The following is a 22578-nucleotide window of genomic DNA, read 5'->3' as shown; positions in this document are numbered from 1 at the left end:
AGTTTTAGGCCGGGTGGCAGAGTGGTGATGCAGCGGATTGCAAATCCGTCAACGCCGGTTCGATTCCGACCTCGGCCTCCAAACAAAAGCCCTTAAGATTAAATATCTTAAGGGCTTTTTTTATGCCTGATTAAAAATATCGTTTCAGTTTCTGCATGATCTACAGCAGCTGTGTTAACCACAGTAGATAATTCCAACTTAAACTATCTACAGCAGTACTGGTCTAGATCAGGGTTATACTCTTCTCTTTCCTATATTTATTGGGTCATTCATGAAGCCTGTTAAGCTCTCTCTCATTACTTGGTTATCCATTACCCTATTAAGCGGTTGTAATTTATTAACACCCTCCTCTCGCCCAGCAACTGATCATCAATCACGGGTACAGGGCATGCTAGAGCAAAAAAGTGATGGTAGCTGGCAACTCAACTCGTGTTGGGATCAGCCACCCCTAACGCTCAGTAATGCTGATTTACAAGCTATCAGCCAAGGTGCACCTGAGGAAATTATTCGCTCAGGCAGCTTTTTCGACAGCAGCGGCCGCATCGAACAACAGCAATTCATTCCTAGCACCTTGCACCGCCTACAAGCCGAAGGTCATGACTGTACTGACCCTAAGTTTAAACAGCTATTTTTCCGCGCTTACGGCAATGAGCCAGGCTGGATGATTACCCTAGAAAAAAATGGCTTACTGTTTGAGCAGTTTAATCAGCCGGCAGAAGCCATTCCTTTTATCGAAACCACCCTGCCCAGCGGCGCTATCAGTATTAGCAGCAGTGACCCACAAATTAATTTTCAATTACTCCTTACCCCTACGCAATGTATTGACTCCATGTCTGGCACTACCAGTGCTTGGCAAGCCAAGGTGCAATTTGCTCAGGCTCAACAACTGCAAGGCTGTGCTTATCCTGGACTGCAACGCCAGTAAGCCATTGCCGCAATTTAACTCAAGGAAATCTATATGATGAAGAAAGCTCTGCTTTTAAGCGCCAGTTTACTGTTTAGCTGGCAAGCCCATGCCCTGACCTTAGGCGACCTCACCCAAAATACCGCCGGAGCTGGAATTAATGCCGTACTAGAACAAGGTGCCGACATGGCCATTAAACAGCTAAGCCAACCCGGCGGCTATAACAATAACCCCGAGGTTCGCATTGAAATTCCGGGCAACATAGGAAAAGCGGCAAAAACCTTAAAAAACATGGGCTTAGGCAAGCAAATTAATACCCTAGAACAAGGAATTAACCAAGCCGCCGAAGCCTCTATTCCAGCCGTCAAACAATTATTGATGCAGTCCATTAATCAGTTAACTATAGCGGATTCTAAGCAAATCTTAAGTGGCGCCAATAACTCGGCCACTTTGTATTTAGAAAAAACCAGCCGCAGCCAGCTTAAGCAACAGCTATTGCCAAAAATTCAGCAAGCCACCAATCAAACCGGCGCGCTACAGCAATACAATGCCTTAGCAGCACAAGCTTCAAGCTTAGGCCTGGTTAAACAACAAGATACCTCGCTAGAGGGCTACATTACCGATCAAGCCCTAGATGGCTTATTTAAGGTATTGGGTGATAAAGAAGCTTATCTGCGTGAAAACCCAGCTGAAGCGGCCACTTCGGCTGCCAGCAAATTACTTGATCGCTTCAAGTAATACAGACGCCCATTCGCCGCTGCATACCCAGCGGCGAATGCGATACTCATAGGCTGAGTTAACTTAACTGCCAATCGATTGGTGTTAAACCTGACTGCTGGAGAAATTGATTACAGCGGCTAAAATGCCCACAACCGATAAAGCCACGGTAAGCCGATAGCGGTGAAGGATGGACTGAGGTCAGCACCAGATGCTTAGTGCGATCAATTAAGCCGATCTTACTTTTAGCATGAGCCCCCCACAGCATAAAGACCACGTGCTGTTGCTGGGCACTGACTGCAGCAATTACCTTATCGGTAAACTGCTGCCAACCCAACTTTGCGTGGGACCCAGCATTCGCCCGCTCAACACTCAAGCTGGTATTAAGCAACAATACGCCCTGTTGAGCCCAAGCGGTGAGGTCTCCATGATTCGGAATCGCCAAGCCTAAATCACGCTGCAACTCTTTATAGATATTCAATAACGATGGCGGAATAGCGATGCCTTCAGGCACCGAAAAGCTTAAACCATGGGCTTGGCCTTCGCCGTGATAAGGATCCTGCCCAAGAATAACCACCTTCACTTGCGGCAAGGGCGTTAAAGTAAAGGCATTAAACATTAAAGGCCCTGGTGGATAAATTTGCTTACCCTGAGCTATTTCATCGCGCAAAAACTGCGAAATCTGCACCATATAGGGCTGCGTAAACTCACCCTCAAGCACTGCCTTCCAGCTGTCTTCTAATTGTACTGGGCGTTGACGCATAACTTACTGCCTCACCAAGCGTGGATTAGCAAAGGCTTCGGCATGGGTACAGCGCACCGGATTAATATCAATCCCCCCACGACGTAAATAACGCGCGGTTACCCGTAGATACTCCGGCTGTAATAATCGGTACAAATCAATAAAAATTCGCTCAGCGCACTGTTCATGAAAGTCCTGACACTGGCGATAACTGACCAAATACGCCAAAAAACTGGCCTGATCTAACTCTTTGCCACGATACACTACCTCTACACTGCCCCAATCCGGCTGACCGGTTACAGGACAATTGGATTTGAGTAAGTGGCTATGCAAAGCCGCCTCAACCTGTGCCTCTGACTGGCAACGTAGTAATTCAGGGGCTGGCGCATGATAGTCAGCTACGGTGATATCTAACCGATCAATGCATTCTCCCGCCAATTGTTGCAGACCGGCTGCTGCCGCTTCACTTAATGAGCTGATCGTAACCTGAACCGGAGCACCTACAGTAGCAGATAAATCTTGCTCAAGCACTTGCTGCAACTGTTCAGTACTGGAAAATACGCTTTGATTGAATGAATTTAAATACAGCTTAAATGACTTAGACTCAATAATATTGGGTGAGTTAGCCGGCACCCGTACACTCATCATCGCCACACAGGGTTTACCAGTTGGCATTAACCAAGACAATTCATAGCAGTTCCAAATATCTTCGCCCACATAGGGCAACTGCTCGGCCTCCAACCCCATTGCCGCCCATTTAATTTCACGAGCAATAGGATACAGTAAACTTGCATCATAATGACTCACATAAGCACTGTGCTTGCCTAACGGCGATAACTCAGCAGGATGCTGCATAACAACCTCTTTAACTCAATCACTGGTTTTGCCCTATTGTACGGTATCTGCGAAGAGGGCAAAAATTTATCCTCAAGATAAAAAAAGCCCCGCATCAAGCGGGGCAAACCAGTAGAAGCTGAAGCCAGTGTGCTTAATTAAAACGCGTACTGTACGCGCAGGCTCACACCATCACCTTTAGTATCGTCATTACCGTTAGTTACTTTCGTGGTTTTCGCTTTCAAGTAGTTAGCTGACACTTTAATCGACTCGTTGGCATACCAGTTCACGCCTAAGGTGTGCACCTTACCTTTGGTATCGTAGAAGCTGCCAGACTGATCCATATCAGCGTCAGTCACCTTAGCGTGATCATAGCGATAGACTAACTCCCACGCACCTAAGTCTTTGTCATTGGGCTTAATGCTATCGAACTTACCACCATCTAACTTATAGCCACGGGGTTCGCCAGTTAAGGTATAGGCAAGCTGCACGTTATAGGCGTCCACTTTACGGTCTTTATAGGCCGAGCCGCTTTTCGCATCAATCGCACGACGTAAGTACTCACCCTGCACCGAGAATGGGCCCACCGCATAAGCCGCTTCTAAGCCCCAGGCAGAATCACCATCAAACTGGCCATCTTGAGCGCTAGAGAAGGTTGGACGATGGCCATTCTTACTGTCTTCAGTGGTACCACGAACACCCATTCGTGAGCGAATACGACCATCAAACTCATCCACATTACGCTTAGCGTAGTTCACCCCAAAGTGCAGTACGTTGCCTGCTTCGGCCATCGGTGCTACTACTGCACGCAGGTTATAGGTGTTTTTGTTTTTGCCGTTTTTATCTTCCTCACCATCGGGGCGATTAATTCCGGCCGAACCGTAGAACATATCATGGGTGCCACTTACCTGAATCCCCATACCATCGCGCTTATCATTGACCCAGTCAGCTACGTCGTACAGCATGGAGCGCTCAATGGTACTAATCCATTTGGAGCTGGTGGCTTTTTCTAAACCAAAGTCTGGGTCAAAACGACCCACCTTGATATTTACTGGCTTAAAGCCGGTATAGGCAATCGAGGCTTCGTCCCACTTACTAGAACCCGACTCATTAAAGTCGATGTTCATCACGTATTTCCAATCCTGGTAGACCGTACCTGATAACTCTAAAATTGCCCGGCGAAAATAAGCTTCGTTGGCGGTTTTACCATTTTTAGTATAAATACCATCAAAGTGGTCATAGTCGGCTTGTAAACGGCCGCCCAACTTAAAAGAAAAAGCCTTATCACTGGTCGCTGCCTCAAACCCACCTTTGGTTTTAATGGTGATATCTGGGCCATCGGTGGTTACCGTACCGGCTACCGCTTGGGCGGCAACAAACAGTGATAATAAACTGGCTGAAAAACTACTTAAAGCAACAAGACGTGGCTTGCTATACATGGAGTAACTCCCCTAAGGCTTGGCAAATAAATCAGCCTCTTAAGTTCGGCTGCTGGGGAGTATCTTGCGCGGCTAATATGACGAATTAGCGGCTAATCCATGACAGTTACATGACATTTATCCTTTGACCGGCTTAAAAGTCAGCCAAGGTTAAGATCGGCAACACATGATAAGCCGGCTCCTCATAAGGATGAGCGGCCACTAAGGCTTCGAGCACAGGCTTAATCAAAGCCCGCTCCACGACTAGCTCAAGTTTCCACTCTGCCACTTGCGTTAATTGCTGGGGCTCGCCAATAAAGGGTTGGCTCGCACTTGATGGCTGAAACTGCCCAGTACCTAAGGTTTGCCAGCAGCACTGACTGTACTCACCTAAGGTACCCGCCCCTGCTGCAAAGAGCGCCTGTTTAACGGCTGCTAAGTGCGACTCAGGTACATAAACACATAACTGATACATACAAATACTCCATCGGGTATACTAACGAGCGTTTAATGCGACTGTTGTGGAGACTCTATGATACCTGCTCGTTTTGCCCGTTTACTCTTTGCCTTGCTGATGTCCTTGTATATGGTCACTGGAATGACCTTTGTGGTGACTTGGGCTAATACCGGCCTGTCTGCCGGCTTCGCTGAGCGCTGGTTAAATGCTGCCCTGATTGCTTGGCCAATTGCTTTTGTATTAGTGATCATCGGTGCACCACGAATTCAAAAACTAGTGGGCAAACTAGTCAAACAACCATAAAAAATGGGACTTAAAGTCCCATTTTTTATCTATCTGCAACGCGCTTAAAACGTACTTAAACTTTCTGCAAAATTACACTACCCACAGAATAACCAGCACCAAAGGAACTCACTACACCTAGGCTGTTACTTGGCAGATCCGCTTGGTATTTATGGAATGCAATGATTGAACCTGCTGAACTGGTGTTGGCATAAGTATCTAAAATCACCGGTGCTTCAGATTCGCTGGCATCACGTCCCAATAAGCGACGAATAATTAGATGATTCATATTCAAATTAGCTTGGTGTAACCAAAAACGCTGGACTTGCTGTGCATCAAGCTGATTGTCCGCTAAGTGCTCGCCAATAATTTGCGCCACCATTGGGCAAACCTCACGGAACACCTTACGCCCCTCTTGCACAAACAACTTATCAGCAGCGCCAATACCTGACTCATCGCAGCGATTTAAATAGCCTGCATTGTTGCGAATATTATTTGAAAACTGAGTGACCAGCTTAGTTGAAAGCACTTGCCACTGATGCTCAGCAGTGGCTGTATCTGCTGCTTCTAACACGACAGCGGTGCAAGCATCACCAAAAATAAAGTGGCTATCACGGTCACGGAAATTTAAGTGCCCAGTACAGATTTCTGGGTTTACCATTAATACGGCACGGGCTTGCCCAGTTTGAATAGCATTGACTGCGGCCTGAATTCCGAAGGTTGCCGAAGAACAAGCTACGTTCATATCATAGGCAAAACCATTAATACCCAATGCGGTTTGCACTTCAATGGCAATTGCCGGGTAAGGACGCTGCATATTAGAGCAAGCCACAATTACTGCATCAATATCAGCCGCGGTTTTTCCCGCTGCAGCCAAGGCCTCCTGCGCGGCTTTTACTGCCATTTCGCACATAATACTTGGCTGATCATTACTGCGCTCTGGAATATAAGGCTTCATCCGCTGCGGATCTAAAATACCTTTTTTGTCGATCACAAAGCGGCTTTTAATTCCTGAAGCTTTTTCAATAAATTCCGAGCTTGACTCACGAGCCGACTCTAGCTCACCTTTTTCAATGGCTTCAGCATGCTCTTGATTATATAAATTAACCCACTGATTAAACGCTGCTACCAGTTCATCATTGGAAATGCTCTGTTCTGGTGTATATAAACCAGTTCCGCTAATAACGACTTTCTTCACAACCCTTCCTCATTTTGCTGAACTGAACCGGCACCTAAGCAGCACCTTTATCGCTTCACTATAAAGTGAGTTTCGGCTCAATCCTTAATCAATTAGTCTATTGCCACTAGTCTACAGCAACGATACGTAACCCTTTCGGCATCGAGAAGGTAACGTTTTCAGGCCGTCCTTCTAACTCTTGCGCCATGTTTGCGCCCCATGCCTGTAATTGCTGAATCACCCCTTGCACTAACACTTCAGGGGCCGAGGCACCAGCAGTCACACCAACACTTTGTTTATCTGCAAACCAGTCTTGGGCCAAGTCTTCAGCACCATCCACTAAATAAGCTGGGGTACCCATACGCTCGGCTAACTCACGTAAACGATTGGAGTTTGAGCTATTGGGGCTACCTACTACTAACACCACGTCACACTCAGCAGCCAACTGCTTTACTGCATCTTGACGGTTTTGTGTGGCATAACAAATATCATCTTTACGCGGCCCGGTGATACTTGGAAACTTTTCACGTAAGGCATTAATCACACGACTAGCGTCATCCATTGACAAGGTGGTTTGGGTTACAAAGCACAAAGACTCCGGATTCTCCACCTCAAGTTTGGCCACATCGGCCTCATCTTCGACTAAGTAAATCCGGCCACCATTACTGGCATCATACTGGCCCATAGTTCCTTCGACCTCAGGATGCCCCTCATGACCTATAAGCACACACTCACGGCCATCACGACTATAGCGCACCACTTCTAAGTGGACCTTCGTCACTAGCGGGCAAGTGGCGTCAAACACTTTTAAACCGCGGCGAATCGCTTCATCTTGTACCGCTTTTGAAACACCGTGAGCACTGAATATCACGATTTGATCATCAGGCACCTGATCCAGCTCATCTACAAATACGGCGCCACGCTCACGTAAGTCCTCGACTACAAACTTGTTATGTACCACTTCGTGACGTACATAAATCGGTGGCTCAAATACTTCAAGCGCACGATTAACAATTTCAATGGCTCGATCCACGCCTGCACAAAAACCCCGTGGATTGGCTAATTTAATTTGCATAATTCACCCTGCGCCTTACGCAGTTTTAGAACCTACATGAATAATTTCAACATCAAAAGTAATGTCTTTACCGGCCAATGGATGATTAAAATCTACTGTCACTTGCTGCTCATCAAACGCTTTAATCACCCCTGGCAACTCGCCTTGGGCGGCATCCTGGAAAATAACCAACACGCCGTAATCTAGCTCCATATCAGTAAACTGGCTACGGGGCATAACTTGTACGTTTTGGGGATTGGGCTGGCCAAATCCTTGCTCGGGCAAAATAGTGAAACTACGTTTATCCCCTGCTTTCAAGCCAAATAATACTTGCTCAAAACCGGGTAACAAGCTGCCATCACCAACGTTAAAGGTTGCTGGGTCTTTATCAAAGGTGCTGTCAACCACATTACCTTCATCAATTTTTAACGCAAAATGCAACGTCACCTGACTGTCGTGACCAATACGTTGCTCGCTCATGGCTGCTCCAATTCGTTAGCTGGCTGTGGCTTTTTAAAGATATCCACAATCAGCATCAAGGCTCCCACGGTAATTGCACTATCGGCCACATTAAACGCGGGGAAATACCACTGGTTTTTCCAGTGGACCAAAATAAAATCCACCACGTGCCCTAAAAACACGCGATCATATAAATTACCTAAGGCCCCACCTAACACTAAGGCTAAGGCAATGGCTGTCCAGCGTTCATTACTTTTTAAGCGCTTTAGCCACACCAGCAAGACACCGCTGACAACCACCGCAATTAAAGCAAATAGCCAACGCTGCCAACCAGATTCCGCGGCTAAGAAACTAAAAGCTGCGCCACGGTTATAGGCTAAAGTCCAGCTAAACAGATCATCAATCACCGGAATCTGCTGGTAAAGACTAAGATTTGCCACAAACCAATGCTTACTGACTTGGTCTAGTGCAATCACCAGTATAGTGAGCCATAACCAGCCCAGCTGCCCAAGGCGACTCATAACGAGCCACCTTGAACGGTGCTTAACCCAGTGCCTAGGTTATGCATAGTGACGTACCTCACCCTCGCCTTCGAGGTTATCCACACAGCGCCCACAAATCTCTGGGTGTGCTGCATTAACTCCCACATCAGCACGGTGATGCCAACAACGACCACATTTTGGCTGCTCAGACTTTTTCACTAGCAGCTTAAGCCCTTCAACCTCTGTCTCCACAGCTTCCGTCGGTGCCTCGGCTAACGATGCAACGCTGGCAGTTGAAGTAATCAGCACAAAACGCAGCTCATCGCTCAGTTTAGTTAACTGCTCTGCTAATTCAGGCGCTGCATACAGCGTGACTTCTGCTTGTAAGTTACCGCCAATAACCTTGGCATTTCGCTGATTTTCTAGCTCTTTGTTAACTGCAGTTTTAACTTGCATCAACTGCTGCCAGTAACCTTGGTCTAGCTCAGCGCCTTCTGGTAAACGGGCTAAGCCTTCGAACCAAGTACTGAGCATCACGGACTCGTTATGCTCGCCTGGCAGATTCTGCCAAATTTCTTCTGCAGTAAAGGCCAAGACTGGGGCAATCCAGCGCACTAAAGCTTCAGCAATAAGGTACATCGCGGTCTGGCACGAGCGACGCGGCAAGCTATCGGCCCCCGTGGTGTACTGACGGTCTTTAATAATATCTAAGTAAAAACCACCCAGTTCTTGCACACAGAAGTTATGCACTTTTTGATAAACATTATGGAAGCGATACTCTTCATAAGCTTCGATAATTTCATCTTGCAAACGTGCTGCAGCGTCCACTACCCAACGATCTAAATCCACCATTTGTTCAAACGGCACCAAGTCGGTTGCGGGATCAAAACCGTTAAGGTTAGAAAGCAAGAAACGTGCGGTGTTACGGATACGGCGATAAGCATCAGCACTGCGCTGTAAAATGGTGTCAGATACTGCCATTTCGCCGGAGTAGTCAGCCGATGACACCCACAAACGTAAAATATCAGCACCTAAACGATCAATCACTTGCTGCGGAATAATCACGTTGCCCAATGACTTGGACATTTTGTGGCCTTTCTCATCCACAGTGAAACCGTGGGTTAATAAGCCACGATAGGGTGGATGGCCATCAATGGCACAACCCGTTAATAATGATGAGTGGAACCAGCCACGGTGTTGATCCGAACCTTCTAAGTACAAGTCAGCCCGTGGGCCTTCGGCATGACCTAACGGATGCGAACCACGTAGCACATGCCAGTGAGTGGTACCCGAGTCAAACCATACATCCAGCGTATCGGTCACTTTGTCGTAATCCGCCGCTTCTGCCCCCAGTAACTCTTCTGCCTCAAGCTTAAACCAGGCTTCAATCCCTTGTTGCTCAATACGCTCTGCCACTGCTTCCATTAGCTCAACCGTACGCGGGTGTAACTCACCGGTGGCTTTATGCAGGAAGAATGGGATCGGTACCCCCCAATTACGTTGACGGGAGATACACCAGTCTGGACGCCCTGCAATCATATTGTGCAAACGCGCCTTACCCCAAGCAGGTGTAAATACGGTTTGCTCAATACCTTCAAGTGCACGCTCGCGCAGCGTTTCACCTGCATTGGGCTGCTTATCCATGCCGACAAACCACTGAGCCGTGGCACGATAAATTAAAGGGGTTTTGTGGCGCCAGCAATGCATATAGCTGTGCTGAATCGGTTGATGCTTAAGTAGCGCACCGTTTTCTTGCAGCTTTTCAATAATGCTCGCATTGGCCTTCCAAATGAACTGCCCACCAAAGAACGGCAGATCATCCACATAAACCCCATTGCTTTGCACCGGGTTGAGGATATCGTCATTAGTCATGCCGTACTTTTTGCAGGTATAGAAGTCATCTTCACCATAAGCCGGCGCTGAGTGCACAATACCGGTACCGGCATCTAACTCAACGTAATCCGCAAGATAGGCTGGCGAAAAGCGCTCATACAGAGGATGCTTAAAGCGAATATTTTCTAAGGCTTCACCTTTAGCCCGCGCCACCACAGTGCCAGTTAAACCGTAGCGCTCTAAGTTATGCTCAACCAACGCATCGGCCAGTAATAAATACTTATCACCCACATCCACCAGTGCATATTCAGCTTCTGGATGAATATTTAACGCTTGGTTAGCAGGAATGGTCCAAGGTGTCGTGGTCCAGATTACTACTTGCGCTGGCTTGTCTAACTGACTTAAGCCAAAAGCATTGGCTAGTAGGTCCTGGTCTTCACAGATAAAGCCCACGTCAATTGCATCAGACTGTTTGTCTTGGTACTCAATCTCTGCTTCAGCCAATGCAGAGCGGCAATCAAAGCACCAGTTCACTGGCTTTAAACCTTTAAAGACAAAGCCGCCTTCAACCATTTTCGCCAACGCTCGCACTTCACCAGCTTCGTTAGCGTAATCCATGGTTAAGTAGGGATTATCCCAGTCACCTAATACACCCAGACGAATAAAGTCTTGCTTTTGCCCTTCAATTTGCTCAGCGGCATATTCACGGCATAACTCACGGGTTTTATCTGCCGGTAAATTTTTACCGTGGGTGACTTCAACCTTGTGCTCAATTGGCAGACCGTGGCAATCCCAACCTGGAATATAGGGCGCATCAAATCCTGAAAGGGTTTTACTGCGCACAATCATATCTTTAATAATTTTGTTGACTGCATGACCAATATGAATACTGCCGTTGGCATAGGGAGGGCCATCGTGCAGAATAAAACGAGGGCGACCTTCACCAACTTTACGCATTTTTTGGTACAGATTAATACTGTCCCAGTGCTCCAACATTTTGGGTTCACGTGTTGGCAAGCCAGCTTTCATCGGGAAAGCGGTGGCTGGCAAATTAAGTGTCGCTTTATAGTCGGTCATGTTGTTTCCAAGTCATTCAATCAAAGAGTATGAAATTTTTGCCAATAATCTTTTGCAGTTTTAATATCTGAGGCAATGGCTGCCTGCAAAGCATCAAGTGAAGCAAATTTTTGCTCATCGCGTATTTTGTGTACAAACTCAACACGTAAGCGTTGACCATAGAGATCGCCTTGAAATCCTAGCAGATGCACTTCTAAGTGTGGCAAGCCATCAGTCTCCACGCTAGGCCTAACGCCAATATTAGCTACCGCTGGCCAATGCTGGCCATTATCTAGCGTTGCTTTAACTAAAAACACCCCTTGTAATGGGGCTTTTTTACGCTTGAGCTGTACGTTAGCAGTAGGCGCATTTAATGTGCGTCCTAGTTTTTTACCGTGTAGCACCCGCCCTTTAATCCAGTATTTATGCCCTAGCAACTGCTCAGTCAAAGCCAAATCGCCTGCGGCCAATGCTTCGCGCACCCGGGTGCTGCTAATTCTTAACTGCGCATGCTGCACTGTCGCTGTCGGCTCTACACTAAACTGATAATGCTGACCTGCCTGCAATAAAAAAGCATAATCGCCACTTCGATCACAGCCAAAACGGAAATCATCACCAATTTGTAAATGGCGTACATGCAAGCCGGTTACTAATACTTGCTCAACAAACTGCTCGGCACTGAGTTGACGAAAACGTTCATTAAAGGCGATACACACCACATAGTCGACCCCCGCTTGCTCCAGTAACTGTAGCTTATCAGCTAAGGGCGTTAGTCTGGCTGGGGCTGACTCTGGCGCAAAGTATTCCCGTGGCTGGGGTTCGAAAATCAATACACAAGTAGGTGCTTGCAACTGCTGTGCCGTTTGCTTGAGCCGCTGCAATATCGCTTGATGCCCACGATGCACACCGTCAAAGTCACCAATAGTGACAACAGTGCCCTGTGCAAAAGACGGTAAATTATGAAGTCCGCGAATCAGCTGCATAACGGCTACTTAACTCTAAAAATGTTCGATTATAACCACAATCCCTGCCCTTTCGCAGCTATCTGCCGCCAAGAATCTGCTAAGTAACACTCAGCAACATTAACGTCGCAGATCCCGTGGGCGTAACCCCATCAGTGCAAGAGCAATAACAAAGGTGGTGATTCCGGCGACGACTAAAATACTGACTTGCACTGTTCGCTGCTGCCAGCCCCAAGCAAACCACTGGGCTGACGGTTGATTTAACCAAAGAATCACGGCCAACATCGCAGCACAAGCAACTATAAGTTGCAGCACAAACTTACTCCAACCTGGCTGTGGGATAAATACCTTGGCTTTATATAAGCCCCACAATAATAAGCCGGTGTTCAACACCGATGACATCGAGGTCGCCATTGCTAACCCCACGTGCTTTAACGGCCAAATCAAAATCAAGTTAAAGACCATATTGGCCACCATGCAAATAATCGCAATCCGTACCGGGGTTTTCATATCTTGGCGAGCAAAAAAACCAGGGGCCAATACTTTAATCAGCATAAAAGTCAGCACCCCTAAGGAATAGGCCTGTAGAGCTAACGCAGACTGGGTCACTGCACCTGGTGTCATGGCGCCGTATAAAAATAAAGTAGCAATTAAGGGTTCAGCCAAAAAGCCTAACGCCAAAGCGGCTGGCACCCCCACCAATAACACCATACGCAACGCCCAATCGATGGTAGCCGAGAACTCTTTAGGATTATCACTGGCATGATGCCGCGACAGGGCGGGTAAAATTACAGTACCGACCGCAATGCCAAAGGCGCCGAGCGGTAACTCTGAAAGACGATCAGCGTAATACAACCAAGAAACACTGCCCGTTTCTAAAAACGAAGCCAGAACCGTATCGAGCAATAAGTTAATTTGACTGACGCCTACTCCAAATAGTGCGGGTAGCATCAGCCTCAGAATACGTTTTACCCCTTCATCCTTACGCACCACCTTAGGCGAGGGCAGTAGGCGAATTTTCCATAAAAAAGGCATCTGAAATAAGAGTTGTGCCACCCCAGCAATAAACACCCCCCAAGCCAGTGCCATAATTGGCTCGGCAAAATAAGGGGTTAAAAACAGGGTGGAACCTATCATGCTGATATTAAGTAGCACTGGGGTTACCGCCGGCACCGCAAAACGGCCGTAGCTATTTAAAATACCACCACAAAACGCTGTGAGCGAAATCAGCATTAAATAAGGAAAGGTGATCTGCAGTAACTCTCCAGCCAACTGCATCTTGGCCGGTTCGCCCCGAAATCCAGGAGCAAATAGCATAATAATATAGGGCGACAACACCACGCCCAAGGCAGTCAGTGCCGTGAGAATCAACCCCAGAGTTCCTGCAGTACGATCAACTAACTGTTTAACCTCAGCCAAACTACGCTTAGTGCGATACTCGGACAGCACCGGAACAAAGGCTTGAGCAAATGCACCTTCGGCAAATAAACGACGTAAAAAGTTTGGAATCCGAAAAGCAACAAAAAAGGCATCGGCCGCCGCACTTGAACCAAAATAGCCAGCCACTACCATGTCACGCACCATGCCCAGTACCCGTGACAATAAGGTCATCACACTGACAATGGCACTGGATCGTAGTAAACCGCTGCCCTTTGCGCTGCTAGCTGGCTGCTTTATTATTGCTTCACTCATGCTGAATCTCGCCTCCTCGGAAGTGCGTCAGTTTAGTCATTTGCTAGCAGAGCGACCAGCCCCTTGTAGGGCGAAGTGCACTAAAAATCGATAAATAAGCACATGCACGTGTTTATTCAGCCAAGGTTTCAGGTACAATGCAGCCGCTATAAAAGTTCGCCTCCAGCGCTTTTATCGCTAAAACCAGTTAGTTGCTTGACTTGCCGTAAAACTATAGGCATCATTTGCGACCTAATTTTATTCCAATTGTTTTTCGAGGAGTTCGACTGTGGCCAACAGCCCTTCCGCCAGAAAACGCGCCAAACAGGCTGAGAAGCGTAACAGCCACAACGCCAGCTTACGCTCAATGGTGCGCACCTACATCAAAAATGTAATCAAAGCCATCGATGCTAAAGATTTAGAGAAAGCCCAGGACGCTTATAAAAAAGCCGTTCCAGTTATCGACCGTATGGCCGATAAAGGCATTCTGCACAAGAATAAAGCAGCTCGTCATAAGAGCCGTCTGAACGAGCGCGTTAAGCAGCTCGCTCAAGCAGCCGCTTAATTCAAGTGACTCCTAAAAAGCCGACTTTTAAAGTCGGCTTTTTTGTGCTTAACGTTTGGGCAATACCCTCGTGTAATAGGCTGTTCAGACTTAATAAAAAAGCCCCTACTGTTTCCAGTAGAGGCTATCGGTAAAATCAGTACTTATTCTGCAGTATAAGTACGTGCTCGTAATGCATCAGGTTTTAAGAAATCCTTCTCGCCCACGTTATCATGATCCCCTAGCAGCTTGCCATTGACCTCTAGCCCATAATTGGTATGAGTATGGAAGGTGTCTAGGTACTTCTGACGGGTTTCTTTAACATCCCCTGTGTAACGTGGCTCTTGAGGACGTTCTTGGCTATTAATGTAATAAGCCACATCCCACGCCTGCTGATCAGTCAAGCTATTAGGACGCCCCAAAGGCATATTGTGCTTCACAAAAGAAGACAGGGTAAAATGTCGCGCAATGCCTGCCCCCCAGTTATAAGAGCCATCTCCCCAAACCGCAGGGAAGATTACTTTCTCATTCTGGACCAAGCCTTCACCATTTTCAGCATGGCAAATGCTGCAGTTTTCTTGGTAAACCTGTTTACCGCGCTCATAATCCATTTTTTGTTCTGGCTCAGGCAGCTTAGGGTAGCCGCGACCATACATTGTTTTACCGTCTTGATAAATCGGCACCCCCTTGGCTAGCCACTGATGATAGGTCGCCAGCGCCACCATATCGTCACTGCCGTACTCGGGTGGTTTACCGTTCATTGAGTAGGAGAAGCAGCCCGCGATACGCTCCTCTAAATTATTCACATGGTCATTTTTCGGACGATAGTTTGGTAGTACCACTGCCGCTGGCCAAACGGGTCCTGCGAAAGGCAAACGACCTTCTCCCATGTGGCAACTGTTACAGTTCATATTGTTAAATACATTTTTGCCACGTAGCTGTTGCGTATTAACAAATAAGTCATGCCCACGCTTAATGACACGCTTTAGCTCTGGGTGCATATCCGCTTTTTCTAAATCTTCCATAGTCGGCGGTACATGTACATATTCCCCTTCTTTAGGCTGCGGAATATTGAGCGGCATCCGTGGCTCTGCTTCAGCGGCATACACCCCTAAACTAAAAACACTGGCCGCAATGGCTAAGGGTAAGCTGCGCTTAATCAATACATTACTCATCGTGTTATTCCCCCTTACTTAGCTGACTGTGCTGGTTGACGTGACAACCATTTGGCAACGGCATCAATATCGGCATCAGTCATCCGCTCAGCAATGGCGAGCATTAAATGCTGCGGATCATTATCGCGCTTACCACTTTTCCAAGCCCGTAACTGATCGGAAATATAGCCTGCATGCTGGCCAGCAATAGCAGGAAAGTGATCGCCTGCTCCTAAGTTATCGGGGCCATGACAGCTACTGCAGGGCACAATATAACGATCCCAGTCGCCCTGGGTTGCAAGCTTTTCACCTAAGGCTAACTGCTCATCGCTAGCATCTTCTCCACCTTTACCTGCAGTAGGCGCCAGCTGGCTATAGTAAAGAGAAACATTTTTTAACTGCTGCTCATCAAACATGCCAACAAACGGCATCATGGTCGGACTTTGGCGTTTACCCGCCTTAATATCCACCAGTTGTTTGTACAGATAATTGGCATTGACGCCAGCAAGCTTTGGCCAAGACTCACCACCGGAAATATTCATTCCCGAGCCATCTGCTTGGTGGCAAGCGACACACACTGCCGCAGTTTGCTCCCCAGCTTTAGCGTCACCCTCAAGTCCATGGGCAGCAGTAATACTTAAAAACAGGGCTGCAAAGGCAGTCGTTAATTGACTTTTCACCTTCATCCGTACCACTCCTTTTTCCTCATTATCATTATTCGCCTGCAGCTAGCGTGCAGAACTTAATTAATAATAAGCTATTTCCTTATACTCCATGCGGGCTTAGATCAACTGTTAGCTGCCTTGGCAATTCACACTGATTACCACATAAGATCATCGGGGATTTGATAGTCAGCGTAAGGATCATCCGCCTCTACTTCGTTGGTGGCGGTATTGAGTAATAGGATACGCCGCGGGTCACGCTGCTCGATTTTCTCGGCCGCCTCACGGGGAATAATTTCATAACCACCGCCATGACTCACAATGGCTAAGCTGCCATTACTGAGCTTATTGCGCACCAGCTCATTTACTGCAATGCGTTTTACTTTTTTGTTATCCACAAAGTTGTAAAAATCATCCCCTTCAAACTTAGGCAAACGCGCACTTTCGATCAGCTGCTTAATTTGTGCACGCCGTGCTTTTAATTCGGCTTTTTCTTGCTGCTCGCGGTTTAATTCTTGATCGCGCAAGGCTTTTTCTTCTTGAACTTTACGTGCCATTTCTTGTGCTGTTACATCCGCTTCAGCCTGCCCTTTTTTAACTAAGCGCTGCTGTTTGCGCTGCTGTTTTTCTGCCTGTTTCGCCTGTTTTTGATTCACTAAACCGGCTTTTAATAACTGATCACGCAAAGAACTCATAAACGTTGTCTCAACCCAAAAATAGTATTACTGCGCTTGCTTGGCTAACTGCCAAAACGCCTCTAATTCAACTAAAGAAAAATCACTCAGGCGTTTACCTGTCGCCTCTGCTTGCTGCTCAACCGAACGAAAACGCTGCTCGAATTTTTTCCCCGCTTGACGCAAGGCTTGTTCAGGATCTACCGATAAATGCCGAGCCAAGTTAACCACACTAAAAAGTACATCACCGATTTCATCCTGAATTGCCGTCGCATCCTGCGCTCTTACTGCTTGCTCAACCTCGGCGATTTCTTCTTGCAGCTTGGCAAATACCGGGGGCAATTGGTCCCAGTCAAATCCACCACTGGCCGCACGCTTTTGTAATTTTACCGCGCGAGTAAGCGCAGGCAACCCCTGAGGAATATCATCTAATAAGGACAACTGCTGTGGAATTCTTTCGCCGGCCTGCGCTTCGCGCTCAGCACGCTCTTCGGCTTTAATTTGCTCCCAGCGCTGCTTAATTTGTCGTTCGCTCAGACGCGGCGCATCCTGCGCGCCATACAGCGTACCTGCAGGAAACACATGGGGATGGCGGCGTACTAATTTTGCCGTCACGCTATGCACCACATCGGCAAACTCAAAGCGCCGTTGCTCTTTAGCAAACTGGGCGTAATACACCACTTGAAACAACAAATCGCCTAGCTCGCCTGGCAACTCACTCCATGCCTCTCGCTCGATGACATCTGCTACCTCATAGGCCTCTTCTAAGGTATGCGGCACAATACTGGCGTAGTCTTGCCTAAGATCCCACGGGCAACCGTGCTCAGGATCCCGTAAACGCTGCATTAAATATAACAAATCCTGTAACTGGTAACGCTGCTCGGCTGCAGACAAACAAGCCATGGTTATTTTCTCTCACTCATCAAATACTAGGATGAACGCTGACGACGAGCCTCGATCACGTTCGGCAAGCCATCTATTTGCACCAACAAGCGCGCCAAGCTATCTAACCCTGATACTTCAATGGTTAATTGAATTTGCACGCGGTTTTCTTCTTTATTGACGTGGGTTTGCATCGCCAATACGTTCACTTTTTCATTGAGTAAAATCTGCGTCACATCACGCAGCAGGCCCGAACGATCATAAGCACGAATCTGAATATCCACCGGATAGGTTTGTACCGGCTCACTGCCCCAGCTCACTTGAATCATGCGTTCAGGTTCTTTACTGGCAAGTAACAAAGCGGTAGCGCAATCTTGGCGGTGAATAGTAACGCCGCGTCCTAAGGTGATATAGCCAACAATGCCATCCCCCGGCAGCGGCTGACAACAACCCGCCATTTGCGTCATCAGGTTGCCAACCCCTTCAATTCGCACCTCATCTTTACTACCGGCATGCTGGGTTGGTTTACGTGGGATTAAAGGCACCGCTGGCTCAGTCGGCGTTTTTGGCTCAACTAACTGCTGCGCTAAGTTGACCGCATGGGTTAACCGCACATCACCGGCACCAATAGCGGCAAACAGGTCTTCACTGTTTTTTAAATTGCAGCGCTCAGCTAATCGCTCAAAGTTAACGGGTAGCAAAGCCAATCGCGTTAACTCACGCTCAAGCATTTGCTTACCTTCCACTACGTTTTGATCGCGATCTTGCAATTTAAACCAGTGGACAATTTTTGCCCGAGCACGGCTGGTATTGACATAGCCCAAGTTACTGTTGAGCCAATCACGGCTAGGAGAGCCATTTTTGCCGGTAATAATCTCTACCTGCTCACCGGTTTGCAGGTTATAGGTCAGCGGTACAATTCGCCCATTAACCTTAGCCCCTCGGCAATTATGACCAATTTCGGTATGTACCCGGTACGCAAAATCTAGCGGAGTAGAACCCTTCGGCAAATCAATCGCATGACCATCGGGCGTAAACACATACACTCGGTCCGGCTCAATATCTACGCGCAGCTGTTCAGCTAGACCGCCAATGTCACCCAACTCTTCATGCCATTCCAGCACCTGACGCAGCCAAGCAATTTTTTCTTCATAATGATCCGAATTGCCCTTCACATCGGTGCCTTTGTAGCGCCAGTGAGCACAAACACCAAGCTCTGCTTCTTCATGCATGGCTTGGGTACGGATTTGCACTTCAAGCACCTTACCTTCTGGCCCGATCACAGCGGTATGTAAGGAGCGATAACCATTTTCTTTAGGGTTGGCAATGTAATCATCAAACTCGCGGGCAATATGGCGCCATAAACTATGCACAATGCCCAGCGCGGTGTAGCAGTCACGTACCTGTGGGACTAAAATCCGTACCGCCCGCACATCATAAATTTCGTTAAAACGCAGCCCTTTTTTCTGCATTTTGCGCCAAATTGAGTAGATATGCTTTACTCGGCCGCTAATTTCAGCCTCAATGCCGGCGCTATCTAACTCTTGCTTTAACTCGTCCATCACCGCGTTGATGTACTGCTCGCGGTCAATTCGGCGCTCATGCAAGAGACCGGCAATATGCTTATATTGCACCGGCTCTAGGTAACGAAATGAAAGATCTTCCAGCTCCCACTTGATATGACCGATGCCCAACCGATGGGCCAGTGGCGCATAAATATCAAATACTTCGCGGGCAACTCGATAGCGTTTTTCTTCTGGCGCATTTTTTACCGCTCGAATCGCACAGGTACGCTCTGCCAGTTTAATCAGGGCTACCCGTACATCATCCACCATGGCGACTAACATTTTGCGCAGATTCTCGACTTGAGTCTGGGCATTTAGTACCACTGAGTCCTTCGGATTCATGCTGTTGCTAATCGCTGCCATGCGCAATACGCCATCAATCAACTTAGCCACTACCGGGCCAAACTGACTGGTAATTTCAGCTAGCTGCACTTGGCCCTCACGCACCGCACGGTACAAGATCCCAGCAACTAAGGTTTCTTGATCCAGTTTGAGATCAACTAAAATCTGCGCAATTTCTAAGCCAGTTTTTAGGCTCGAGCTATCTTCACTCCACTTTTTATCACTGGCGCCTTGTTTATGCTCAACTTGCTCGGCAAACTCGCATGCCTCTAGCAAGGCTTGATGATCAAGAGTGTCATCAAACTCGCAAAGTTGCTCTACCCAACGGGATAAATCAATTCGCCCGTTAGCCAACAAAGGCTGATCTGCGCGCACCTGTACCATAGCTGTGCAATCCTGTTTCGTCTTTCAGTAAATAAACCCTAGGTGTGCTCGGACAAGCGAAAGGACACCATGGTTTCAATGTGCCCCGTTTGCGGGAACATATTCATCACGCTAATTTTGTGCAAAGTATACCCGTGCTGCACTAAGACTGCTGCATCTCGGGCTAAAGTGGCTGGATTACAAGACACATAGACAATGTTGGCTGCCTTAAACTCGGCTAACGACTGCACCAACTCATAAGCCCCTTCTCGCGGCGGATCAAGTAAGATGCGATCAAAGTCGGCTCGATGTAATTGCACAGATAATGGCTGCGTTAAATCTGCCTGAATAAACTCAACATTCGTCAATCCATTGCGTACAGCATTGTCTGCTGCACGCGCCACCATGGCCGCTGCCCCTTCAATACCTAGCACCTGTTTTGCCCGCTGCGCCAAGGACAATGAAAAGTTACCCAGCCCACAAAACAAATCTAAAACCTTACTGTTAGGCGTTAACTCTAACCACTCCAGCGCCTGCTGAATCATCTGCTGATTCACTTCGGCATTCACTTGGATAAAATCCCCCGGACGCCACTGCAAATGTAGGTTGCCTGGCTCTACAGCAAAGCTTAAATCAGGACTGGATCCACTCTCTGCAGCTAGTACTGGTTCAGCCTCAAGCTGCCACCAAAACTGCACGCGCTGCTGCTTAGCGAACTGCTCTAGTTGCTGCTGATCAGCAGTAGCTAAGGGCTTAACTAAACGTAAAAAGAATGCCAGCTGATCACCGCTAAATAGCTCTAAATGACCTAATACTTCTGGCTGTTTTAGCTGCTGTAATATCGGCAGCAAGGCTTGATATAGCTGCTGCAGTGCTGGCTCTAAGATCGAGCAATTATCAATCGCGATAATCTGCGTGCTGCCTAGAGCACGAAACCCAACCTGAAGCTGACGCGTTTTACGTGAAAAATACAAGGCTATCCGCGCTCTTCGTCGATAGCCTTGAGCCGCCCCAGTAATAGCTGGCTGCCAAGGCAAATGCTGTAGCCCTTCTTTCGCCAATAACTCCTGTACTGCTTGCTGTTTAAAGATGAGCTGCTGCTCACTGGATAAATGCTGCAAGGTACAGCCGCCACAGACGCCATAGTGTGGACAAAAAGCAGCCTGACGCTGCGGGCTAGCCGCTAACACTTGATCCGCTCTGGCCTCAACAACCTTACTGCGCACCGCTAAGACCTCAGCTCGCACCTGCTCTTCTGGCAAAGCGCCAGCTACAAACCACGTACGCCCTTGCTCAAAAGCGATTCCGCGGCCATCGTGGGCTAAGCGCTCAATGCGCAACGTTTGTTTTTTCCCCACGGGTATTTTGGCCTGCCTAGCGCCACCTGCTGGCTGAAAGCGTAAACCGCCTTTACCCTGACTCATGCAAATAAACCGCTGGATAGATAACGGTCACCACGATCACAAATAATCGCCACCAACACTGCATTTTCTAGCTGTTCGGATAAGTCGAGCATAGCAGCAACCGCACCACCAGAAGATACGCCACAGAAGATGCCTTCTTCACGAGCTAAACGACGCATACACTCTTCAGCACGCTCTTGGCTCATATCGACCACTTGATCTACCCGTGCTGGCTCAAAAATTTCTGGCAAATACTCTGGAGCCCAGCGGCGAATACCTGGAATAGAAGCCCCTTCGGTGGGTTGCAAACCCACAATCTGTACTTGTGGATTTTGTTCTTTTAAATAGCGCGACACCCCCATAATGGTGCCAGTGGTGCCCATCGAGCTAATAAAGTGGGTAATCTGCCCGTCGGTTTGCTGCCAAATTTCAGGGCCAGTACTCAGATAATGCGCGCATGGATTATCCGGATTGGCAAATTGATTTAACACCTTACCCTGCCCTTTAGCTTGCATCTCTAGGGCTAAGTCCCGCGCTGCTTCCATACTTTCAACCAAGATCAACTCAGCACCGTAGGCACTCATTGAAGCTTTGCGCTCGGCAGTGGAGTTATCCGGCATGATTAACACCATACGATAACCTTTAATTGCCGCCACCATTGCTAGGGCAATCCCTGTATTGCCTGAGGTGGCTTCAATTAAGGTATCCCCCGGTGCAATGTTACCCGCACGCTCTGCATGCTCAATCATCGACAACGCAGGACGATCTTTAACTGATCCTGCAGGATTGTTACCTTCTAACTTTACTAATAAGGTGTTGCTGGTTTGACCTGGCAAGCGCTGCAAACGCACTAAAGGGGTCTGTCCCACATAGTCGGCTACGGTAGGATAGGTAGTTTTCATGGTCGATTTCTAAATCTGCTAATAAATAATTCAGGCATA

22 protein-coding genes and 1 tRNA gene are annotated in these 22578 nt (G+C 47.8%); 5 read left to right on the top strand and 18 right to left on the bottom strand.

What is annotated here, in order from left to right:
- Nucleotides 1-7 precede the first annotated feature (7 nt).
- The 3 genes from AKN87_RS10880 to AKN87_RS10870 all read left to right on the top strand — a co-directional run bounded on the left by AKN87_RS10880 (nucleotide 8) and on the right by AKN87_RS10870 (nucleotide 1642).
- Nucleotides 8-81: transfer RNA gene (locus AKN87_RS10880), tRNA-Cys, on the top strand.
- Between the two features lie 190 nt (nucleotides 82-271).
- Entirely contained in the window at nucleotides 272-925 is a 654-nt protein-coding gene (locus tag AKN87_RS10875; protein WP_053103436.1) for a COG3650 family protein, read from the top strand.
- Between the two features lie 33 nt (nucleotides 926-958).
- Nucleotides 959-1642, top strand: a complete 684-nt coding sequence (locus AKN87_RS10870) for a DUF4197 domain-containing protein (RefSeq protein WP_053103435.1) — start codon at nucleotides 959-961, stop codon at nucleotides 1640-1642.
- A 58-nt stretch (nucleotides 1643-1700) separates the two neighbouring features.
- On the opposite strand, the gene ung is transcribed toward AKN87_RS10870, so the two are convergent.
- The 4 genes from ung to AKN87_RS10850 form a co-directional block, all read right to left on the bottom strand.
- Nucleotides 1701-2384, bottom strand: coding sequence for a uracil-DNA glycosylase (ung, locus tag AKN87_RS10865; protein WP_053103434.1), 684 nt, complete (start codon nucleotides 2382-2384; stop codon nucleotides 1701-1703).
- Between the two features lie 3 nt (nucleotides 2385-2387).
- Nucleotides 2388-3218, bottom strand: coding sequence for an NADPH-dependent 7-cyano-7-deazaguanine reductase QueF (gene queF, locus AKN87_RS10860; RefSeq protein WP_053103433.1), 831 nt, complete (start codon nucleotides 3216-3218; stop codon nucleotides 2388-2390).
- A gap of 137 nt (nucleotides 3219-3355) precedes the next feature.
- Nucleotides 3356-4636 (bottom strand): OprO/OprP family phosphate-selective porin, encoded by a 1281-nt coding sequence (locus AKN87_RS10855; RefSeq protein WP_053103432.1) that lies wholly within the window; start codon nucleotides 4634-4636, stop codon nucleotides 3356-3358.
- Nucleotides 4637-4769: 133 nt separating this feature from the next.
- A complete protein-coding gene (locus tag AKN87_RS10850; protein ID WP_053103431.1) occupies nucleotides 4770-5090 on the bottom strand; it encodes an NGG1p interacting factor NIF3 in 321 nt (106 codons plus the stop codon).
- A gap of 57 nt (nucleotides 5091-5147) precedes the next feature.
- Here AKN87_RS10850 and AKN87_RS10845 point away from each other — a divergent pair, with 57 nt between their 5' ends.
- Nucleotides 5148-5375, top strand: coding sequence for a DUF2798 domain-containing protein (locus tag AKN87_RS10845; RefSeq protein WP_053103430.1), 228 nt, complete (start codon nucleotides 5148-5150; stop codon nucleotides 5373-5375).
- 55 nt (nucleotides 5376-5430) lie between these two features.
- On the opposite strand, the gene AKN87_RS10840 is transcribed toward AKN87_RS10845, so the two are convergent.
- The 7 genes from AKN87_RS10840 to murJ form a co-directional block, all read right to left on the bottom strand.
- The gene (locus AKN87_RS10840) at nucleotides 5431-6552 is read right to left on the bottom strand and encodes a beta-ketoacyl-ACP synthase III (RefSeq protein ID WP_053103429.1); all 1122 of its coding nucleotides are present in this window, start codon (nucleotides 6550-6552) and stop codon (nucleotides 5431-5433) included.
- 106 nt (nucleotides 6553-6658) lie between these two features.
- Nucleotides 6659-7606 carry a 4-hydroxy-3-methylbut-2-enyl diphosphate reductase gene (gene ispH / locus AKN87_RS10835; protein ID WP_053103428.1) on the bottom strand — a complete coding sequence of 316 codons (948 nt, stop codon included), beginning with the start codon at nucleotides 7604-7606 and terminating at the stop codon, nucleotides 6659-6661.
- A 15-nt stretch (nucleotides 7607-7621) separates the two neighbouring features.
- On the bottom strand, nucleotides 7622-8065 hold the full coding sequence (fkpB, locus tag AKN87_RS10830) for an FKBP-type peptidyl-prolyl cis-trans isomerase (protein WP_053101148.1): 444 nt from the start codon (nucleotides 8063-8065) through the stop codon (nucleotides 7622-7624).
- Nucleotides 8062-8565: a signal peptidase II gene (gene lspA, locus AKN87_RS10825; RefSeq protein WP_053103427.1), complete on the bottom strand. Its 504-nt coding sequence runs from the start codon at nucleotides 8563-8565 to the stop codon at nucleotides 8062-8064. Before lspA ends, fkpB begins: the two co-directional genes overlap by 4 nt.
- 39 nt (nucleotides 8566-8604) lie before the next feature.
- The gene (gene ileS / locus AKN87_RS10820; protein ID WP_053103426.1) at nucleotides 8605-11436 is read right to left on the bottom strand and encodes an isoleucine--tRNA ligase; all 2832 of its coding nucleotides are present in this window, start codon (nucleotides 11434-11436) and stop codon (nucleotides 8605-8607) included.
- Between the two features lie 20 nt (nucleotides 11437-11456).
- Entirely contained in the window at nucleotides 11457-12398 is a 942-nt protein-coding gene (ribF, locus tag AKN87_RS10815) for a bifunctional riboflavin kinase/FAD synthetase (RefSeq protein ID WP_053103425.1), read from the bottom strand.
- Nucleotides 12399-12497: 99 nt separating this feature from the next.
- Nucleotides 12498-14069: a murein biosynthesis integral membrane protein MurJ gene (gene murJ / locus AKN87_RS10810; RefSeq protein ID WP_053103424.1), complete on the bottom strand. Its 1572-nt coding sequence runs from the start codon at nucleotides 14067-14069 to the stop codon at nucleotides 12498-12500.
- A 268-nt stretch (nucleotides 14070-14337) separates the two neighbouring features.
- On the opposite strand from murJ, the gene rpsT reads away from it, so the two are divergent.
- Nucleotides 14338-14613 carry a 30S ribosomal protein S20 gene (gene rpsT / locus AKN87_RS10805; RefSeq protein ID WP_053101138.1) on the top strand — a complete coding sequence of 92 codons (276 nt, stop codon included), beginning with the start codon at nucleotides 14338-14340 and terminating at the stop codon, nucleotides 14611-14613.
- 143 nt (nucleotides 14614-14756) lie between these two features.
- On the opposite strand, the gene AKN87_RS10800 is transcribed toward rpsT, so the two are convergent.
- The 7 genes from AKN87_RS10800 to cysM all read right to left on the bottom strand — a co-directional run bounded on the left by AKN87_RS10800 (nucleotide 14757) and on the right by cysM (nucleotide 22539).
- Nucleotides 14757-15767, bottom strand: a complete 1011-nt coding sequence (locus AKN87_RS10800; RefSeq protein ID WP_053103423.1) for a c-type cytochrome — start codon at nucleotides 15765-15767, stop codon at nucleotides 14757-14759.
- Nucleotides 15768-15781: 14 nt separating this feature from the next.
- The gene (locus AKN87_RS10795; RefSeq protein ID WP_053103422.1) at nucleotides 15782-16432 is read right to left on the bottom strand and encodes a c-type cytochrome; all 651 of its coding nucleotides are present in this window, start codon (nucleotides 16430-16432) and stop codon (nucleotides 15782-15784) included.
- A gap of 134 nt (nucleotides 16433-16566) precedes the next feature.
- Nucleotides 16567-17103, bottom strand: a complete 537-nt coding sequence (locus tag AKN87_RS10790) for a DUF2058 domain-containing protein (RefSeq protein WP_053103421.1) — start codon at nucleotides 17101-17103, stop codon at nucleotides 16567-16569.
- A 27-nt stretch (nucleotides 17104-17130) separates the two neighbouring features.
- Nucleotides 17131-17985: a nucleoside triphosphate pyrophosphohydrolase gene (gene mazG / locus AKN87_RS10785; protein WP_053103420.1), complete on the bottom strand. Its 855-nt coding sequence runs from the start codon at nucleotides 17983-17985 to the stop codon at nucleotides 17131-17133.
- Nucleotides 17986-18011: 26 nt separating this feature from the next.
- Nucleotides 18012-20255 carry a GTP diphosphokinase gene (relA, locus tag AKN87_RS10780; RefSeq protein WP_053101130.1) on the bottom strand — a complete coding sequence of 748 codons (2244 nt, stop codon included), beginning with the start codon at nucleotides 20253-20255 and terminating at the stop codon, nucleotides 18012-18014.
- 38 nt (nucleotides 20256-20293) lie between these two features.
- A complete protein-coding gene (gene rlmD, locus AKN87_RS10775; RefSeq protein WP_053103419.1) occupies nucleotides 20294-21658 on the bottom strand; it encodes a 23S rRNA (uracil(1939)-C(5))-methyltransferase RlmD in 1365 nt (454 codons plus the stop codon).
- Nucleotides 21655-22539 carry a cysteine synthase CysM gene (cysM, locus tag AKN87_RS10770; RefSeq protein WP_053101126.1) on the bottom strand — a complete coding sequence of 295 codons (885 nt, stop codon included), beginning with the start codon at nucleotides 22537-22539 and terminating at the stop codon, nucleotides 21655-21657. The genes rlmD and cysM overlap by 4 nt, the downstream gene beginning before the upstream one ends.
- Between the last annotated feature and the right edge of the window lie 39 nt (nucleotides 22540-22578).

The sequence above is a fragment of the Thiopseudomonas alkaliphila genome, assembly GCF_001267175.1.
Classification (GTDB): Bacteria; Pseudomonadota; Gammaproteobacteria; order Pseudomonadales; family Pseudomonadaceae; genus Oblitimonas; species Oblitimonas alkaliphila.
Note: the sequence above shows the minus strand (reverse complement) of the source record. Positions and strands in the feature narration are given on the sequence as shown.

What these genes read in the sequence shown, in the direction of transcription:
- AKN87_RS10875 (WP_053103436.1), top strand. Translation starts at nt 272, where the DNA reads ATGAAGCCTGTTAAGCTCTCTCTCATTACTTGGTTATCCATTACCCTA.
- AKN87_RS10850 (WP_053103431.1), bottom strand. Translation starts at nt 5,090, where the DNA reads ATGTATCAGTTATGTGTTTATGTACCTGAGTCGCACTTAGCAGCCGTT.
- AKN87_RS10795 (WP_053103422.1), bottom strand. Translation starts at nt 16,432, where the DNA reads ATGAAGGTGAAAAGTCAATTAACGACTGCCTTTGCAGCCCTGTTTTTA.
- cysM (WP_053101126.1), bottom strand. Translation starts at nt 22,539, where the DNA reads ATGAAAACTACCTATCCTACCGTAGCCGACTATGTGGGACAGACCCCT.
- fkpB (WP_053101148.1), bottom strand. Translation starts at nt 8,065, where the DNA reads ATGAGCGAGCAACGTATTGGTCACGACAGTCAGGTGACGTTGCATTTT.
- queF (WP_053103433.1), bottom strand. Translation starts at nt 3,218, where the DNA reads ATGCAGCATCCTGCTGAGTTATCGCCGTTAGGCAAGCACAGTGCTTAT.
- relA (WP_053101130.1), bottom strand. Translation starts at nt 20,255, where the DNA reads ATGGTACAGGTGCGCGCAGATCAGCCTTTGTTGGCTAACGGGCGAATT.
- murJ (WP_053103424.1), bottom strand. Translation starts at nt 14,069, where the DNA reads ATGAGTGAAGCAATAATAAAGCAGCCAGCTAGCAGCGCAAAGGGCAGC.
- ispH (WP_053103428.1), bottom strand. Translation starts at nt 7,606, where the DNA reads ATGCAAATTAAATTAGCCAATCCACGGGGTTTTTGTGCAGGCGTGGAT.
- ung (WP_053103434.1), bottom strand. Translation starts at nt 2,384, where the DNA reads ATGCGTCAACGCCCAGTACAATTAGAAGACAGCTGGAAGGCAGTGCTT.
- AKN87_RS10845 (WP_053103430.1), top strand. Translation starts at nt 5,148, where the DNA reads ATGATACCTGCTCGTTTTGCCCGTTTACTCTTTGCCTTGCTGATGTCC.
- mazG (WP_053103420.1), bottom strand. Translation starts at nt 17,985, where the DNA reads ATGGCTTGTTTGTCTGCAGCCGAGCAGCGTTACCAGTTACAGGATTTG.
- AKN87_RS10870 (WP_053103435.1), top strand. Translation starts at nt 959, where the DNA reads ATGATGAAGAAAGCTCTGCTTTTAAGCGCCAGTTTACTGTTTAGCTGG.
- lspA (WP_053103427.1), bottom strand. Translation starts at nt 8,565, where the DNA reads ATGAGTCGCCTTGGGCAGCTGGGCTGGTTATGGCTCACTATACTGGTG.
- AKN87_RS10790 (WP_053103421.1), bottom strand. Translation starts at nt 17,103, where the DNA reads ATGAGTTCTTTGCGTGATCAGTTATTAAAAGCCGGTTTAGTGAATCAA.
- AKN87_RS10800 (WP_053103423.1), bottom strand. Translation starts at nt 15,767, where the DNA reads ATGAGTAATGTATTGATTAAGCGCAGCTTACCCTTAGCCATTGCGGCC.
- ribF (WP_053103425.1), bottom strand. Translation starts at nt 12,398, where the DNA reads ATGCAGCTGATTCGCGGACTTCATAATTTACCGTCTTTTGCACAGGGC.
- rlmD (WP_053103419.1), bottom strand. Translation starts at nt 21,658, where the DNA reads ATGAGTCAGGGTAAAGGCGGTTTACGCTTTCAGCCAGCAGGTGGCGCT.
- AKN87_RS10855 (WP_053103432.1), bottom strand. Translation starts at nt 4,636, where the DNA reads ATGTATAGCAAGCCACGTCTTGTTGCTTTAAGTAGTTTTTCAGCCAGT.
- ileS (WP_053103426.1), bottom strand. Translation starts at nt 11,436, where the DNA reads ATGACCGACTATAAAGCGACACTTAATTTGCCAGCCACCGCTTTCCCG.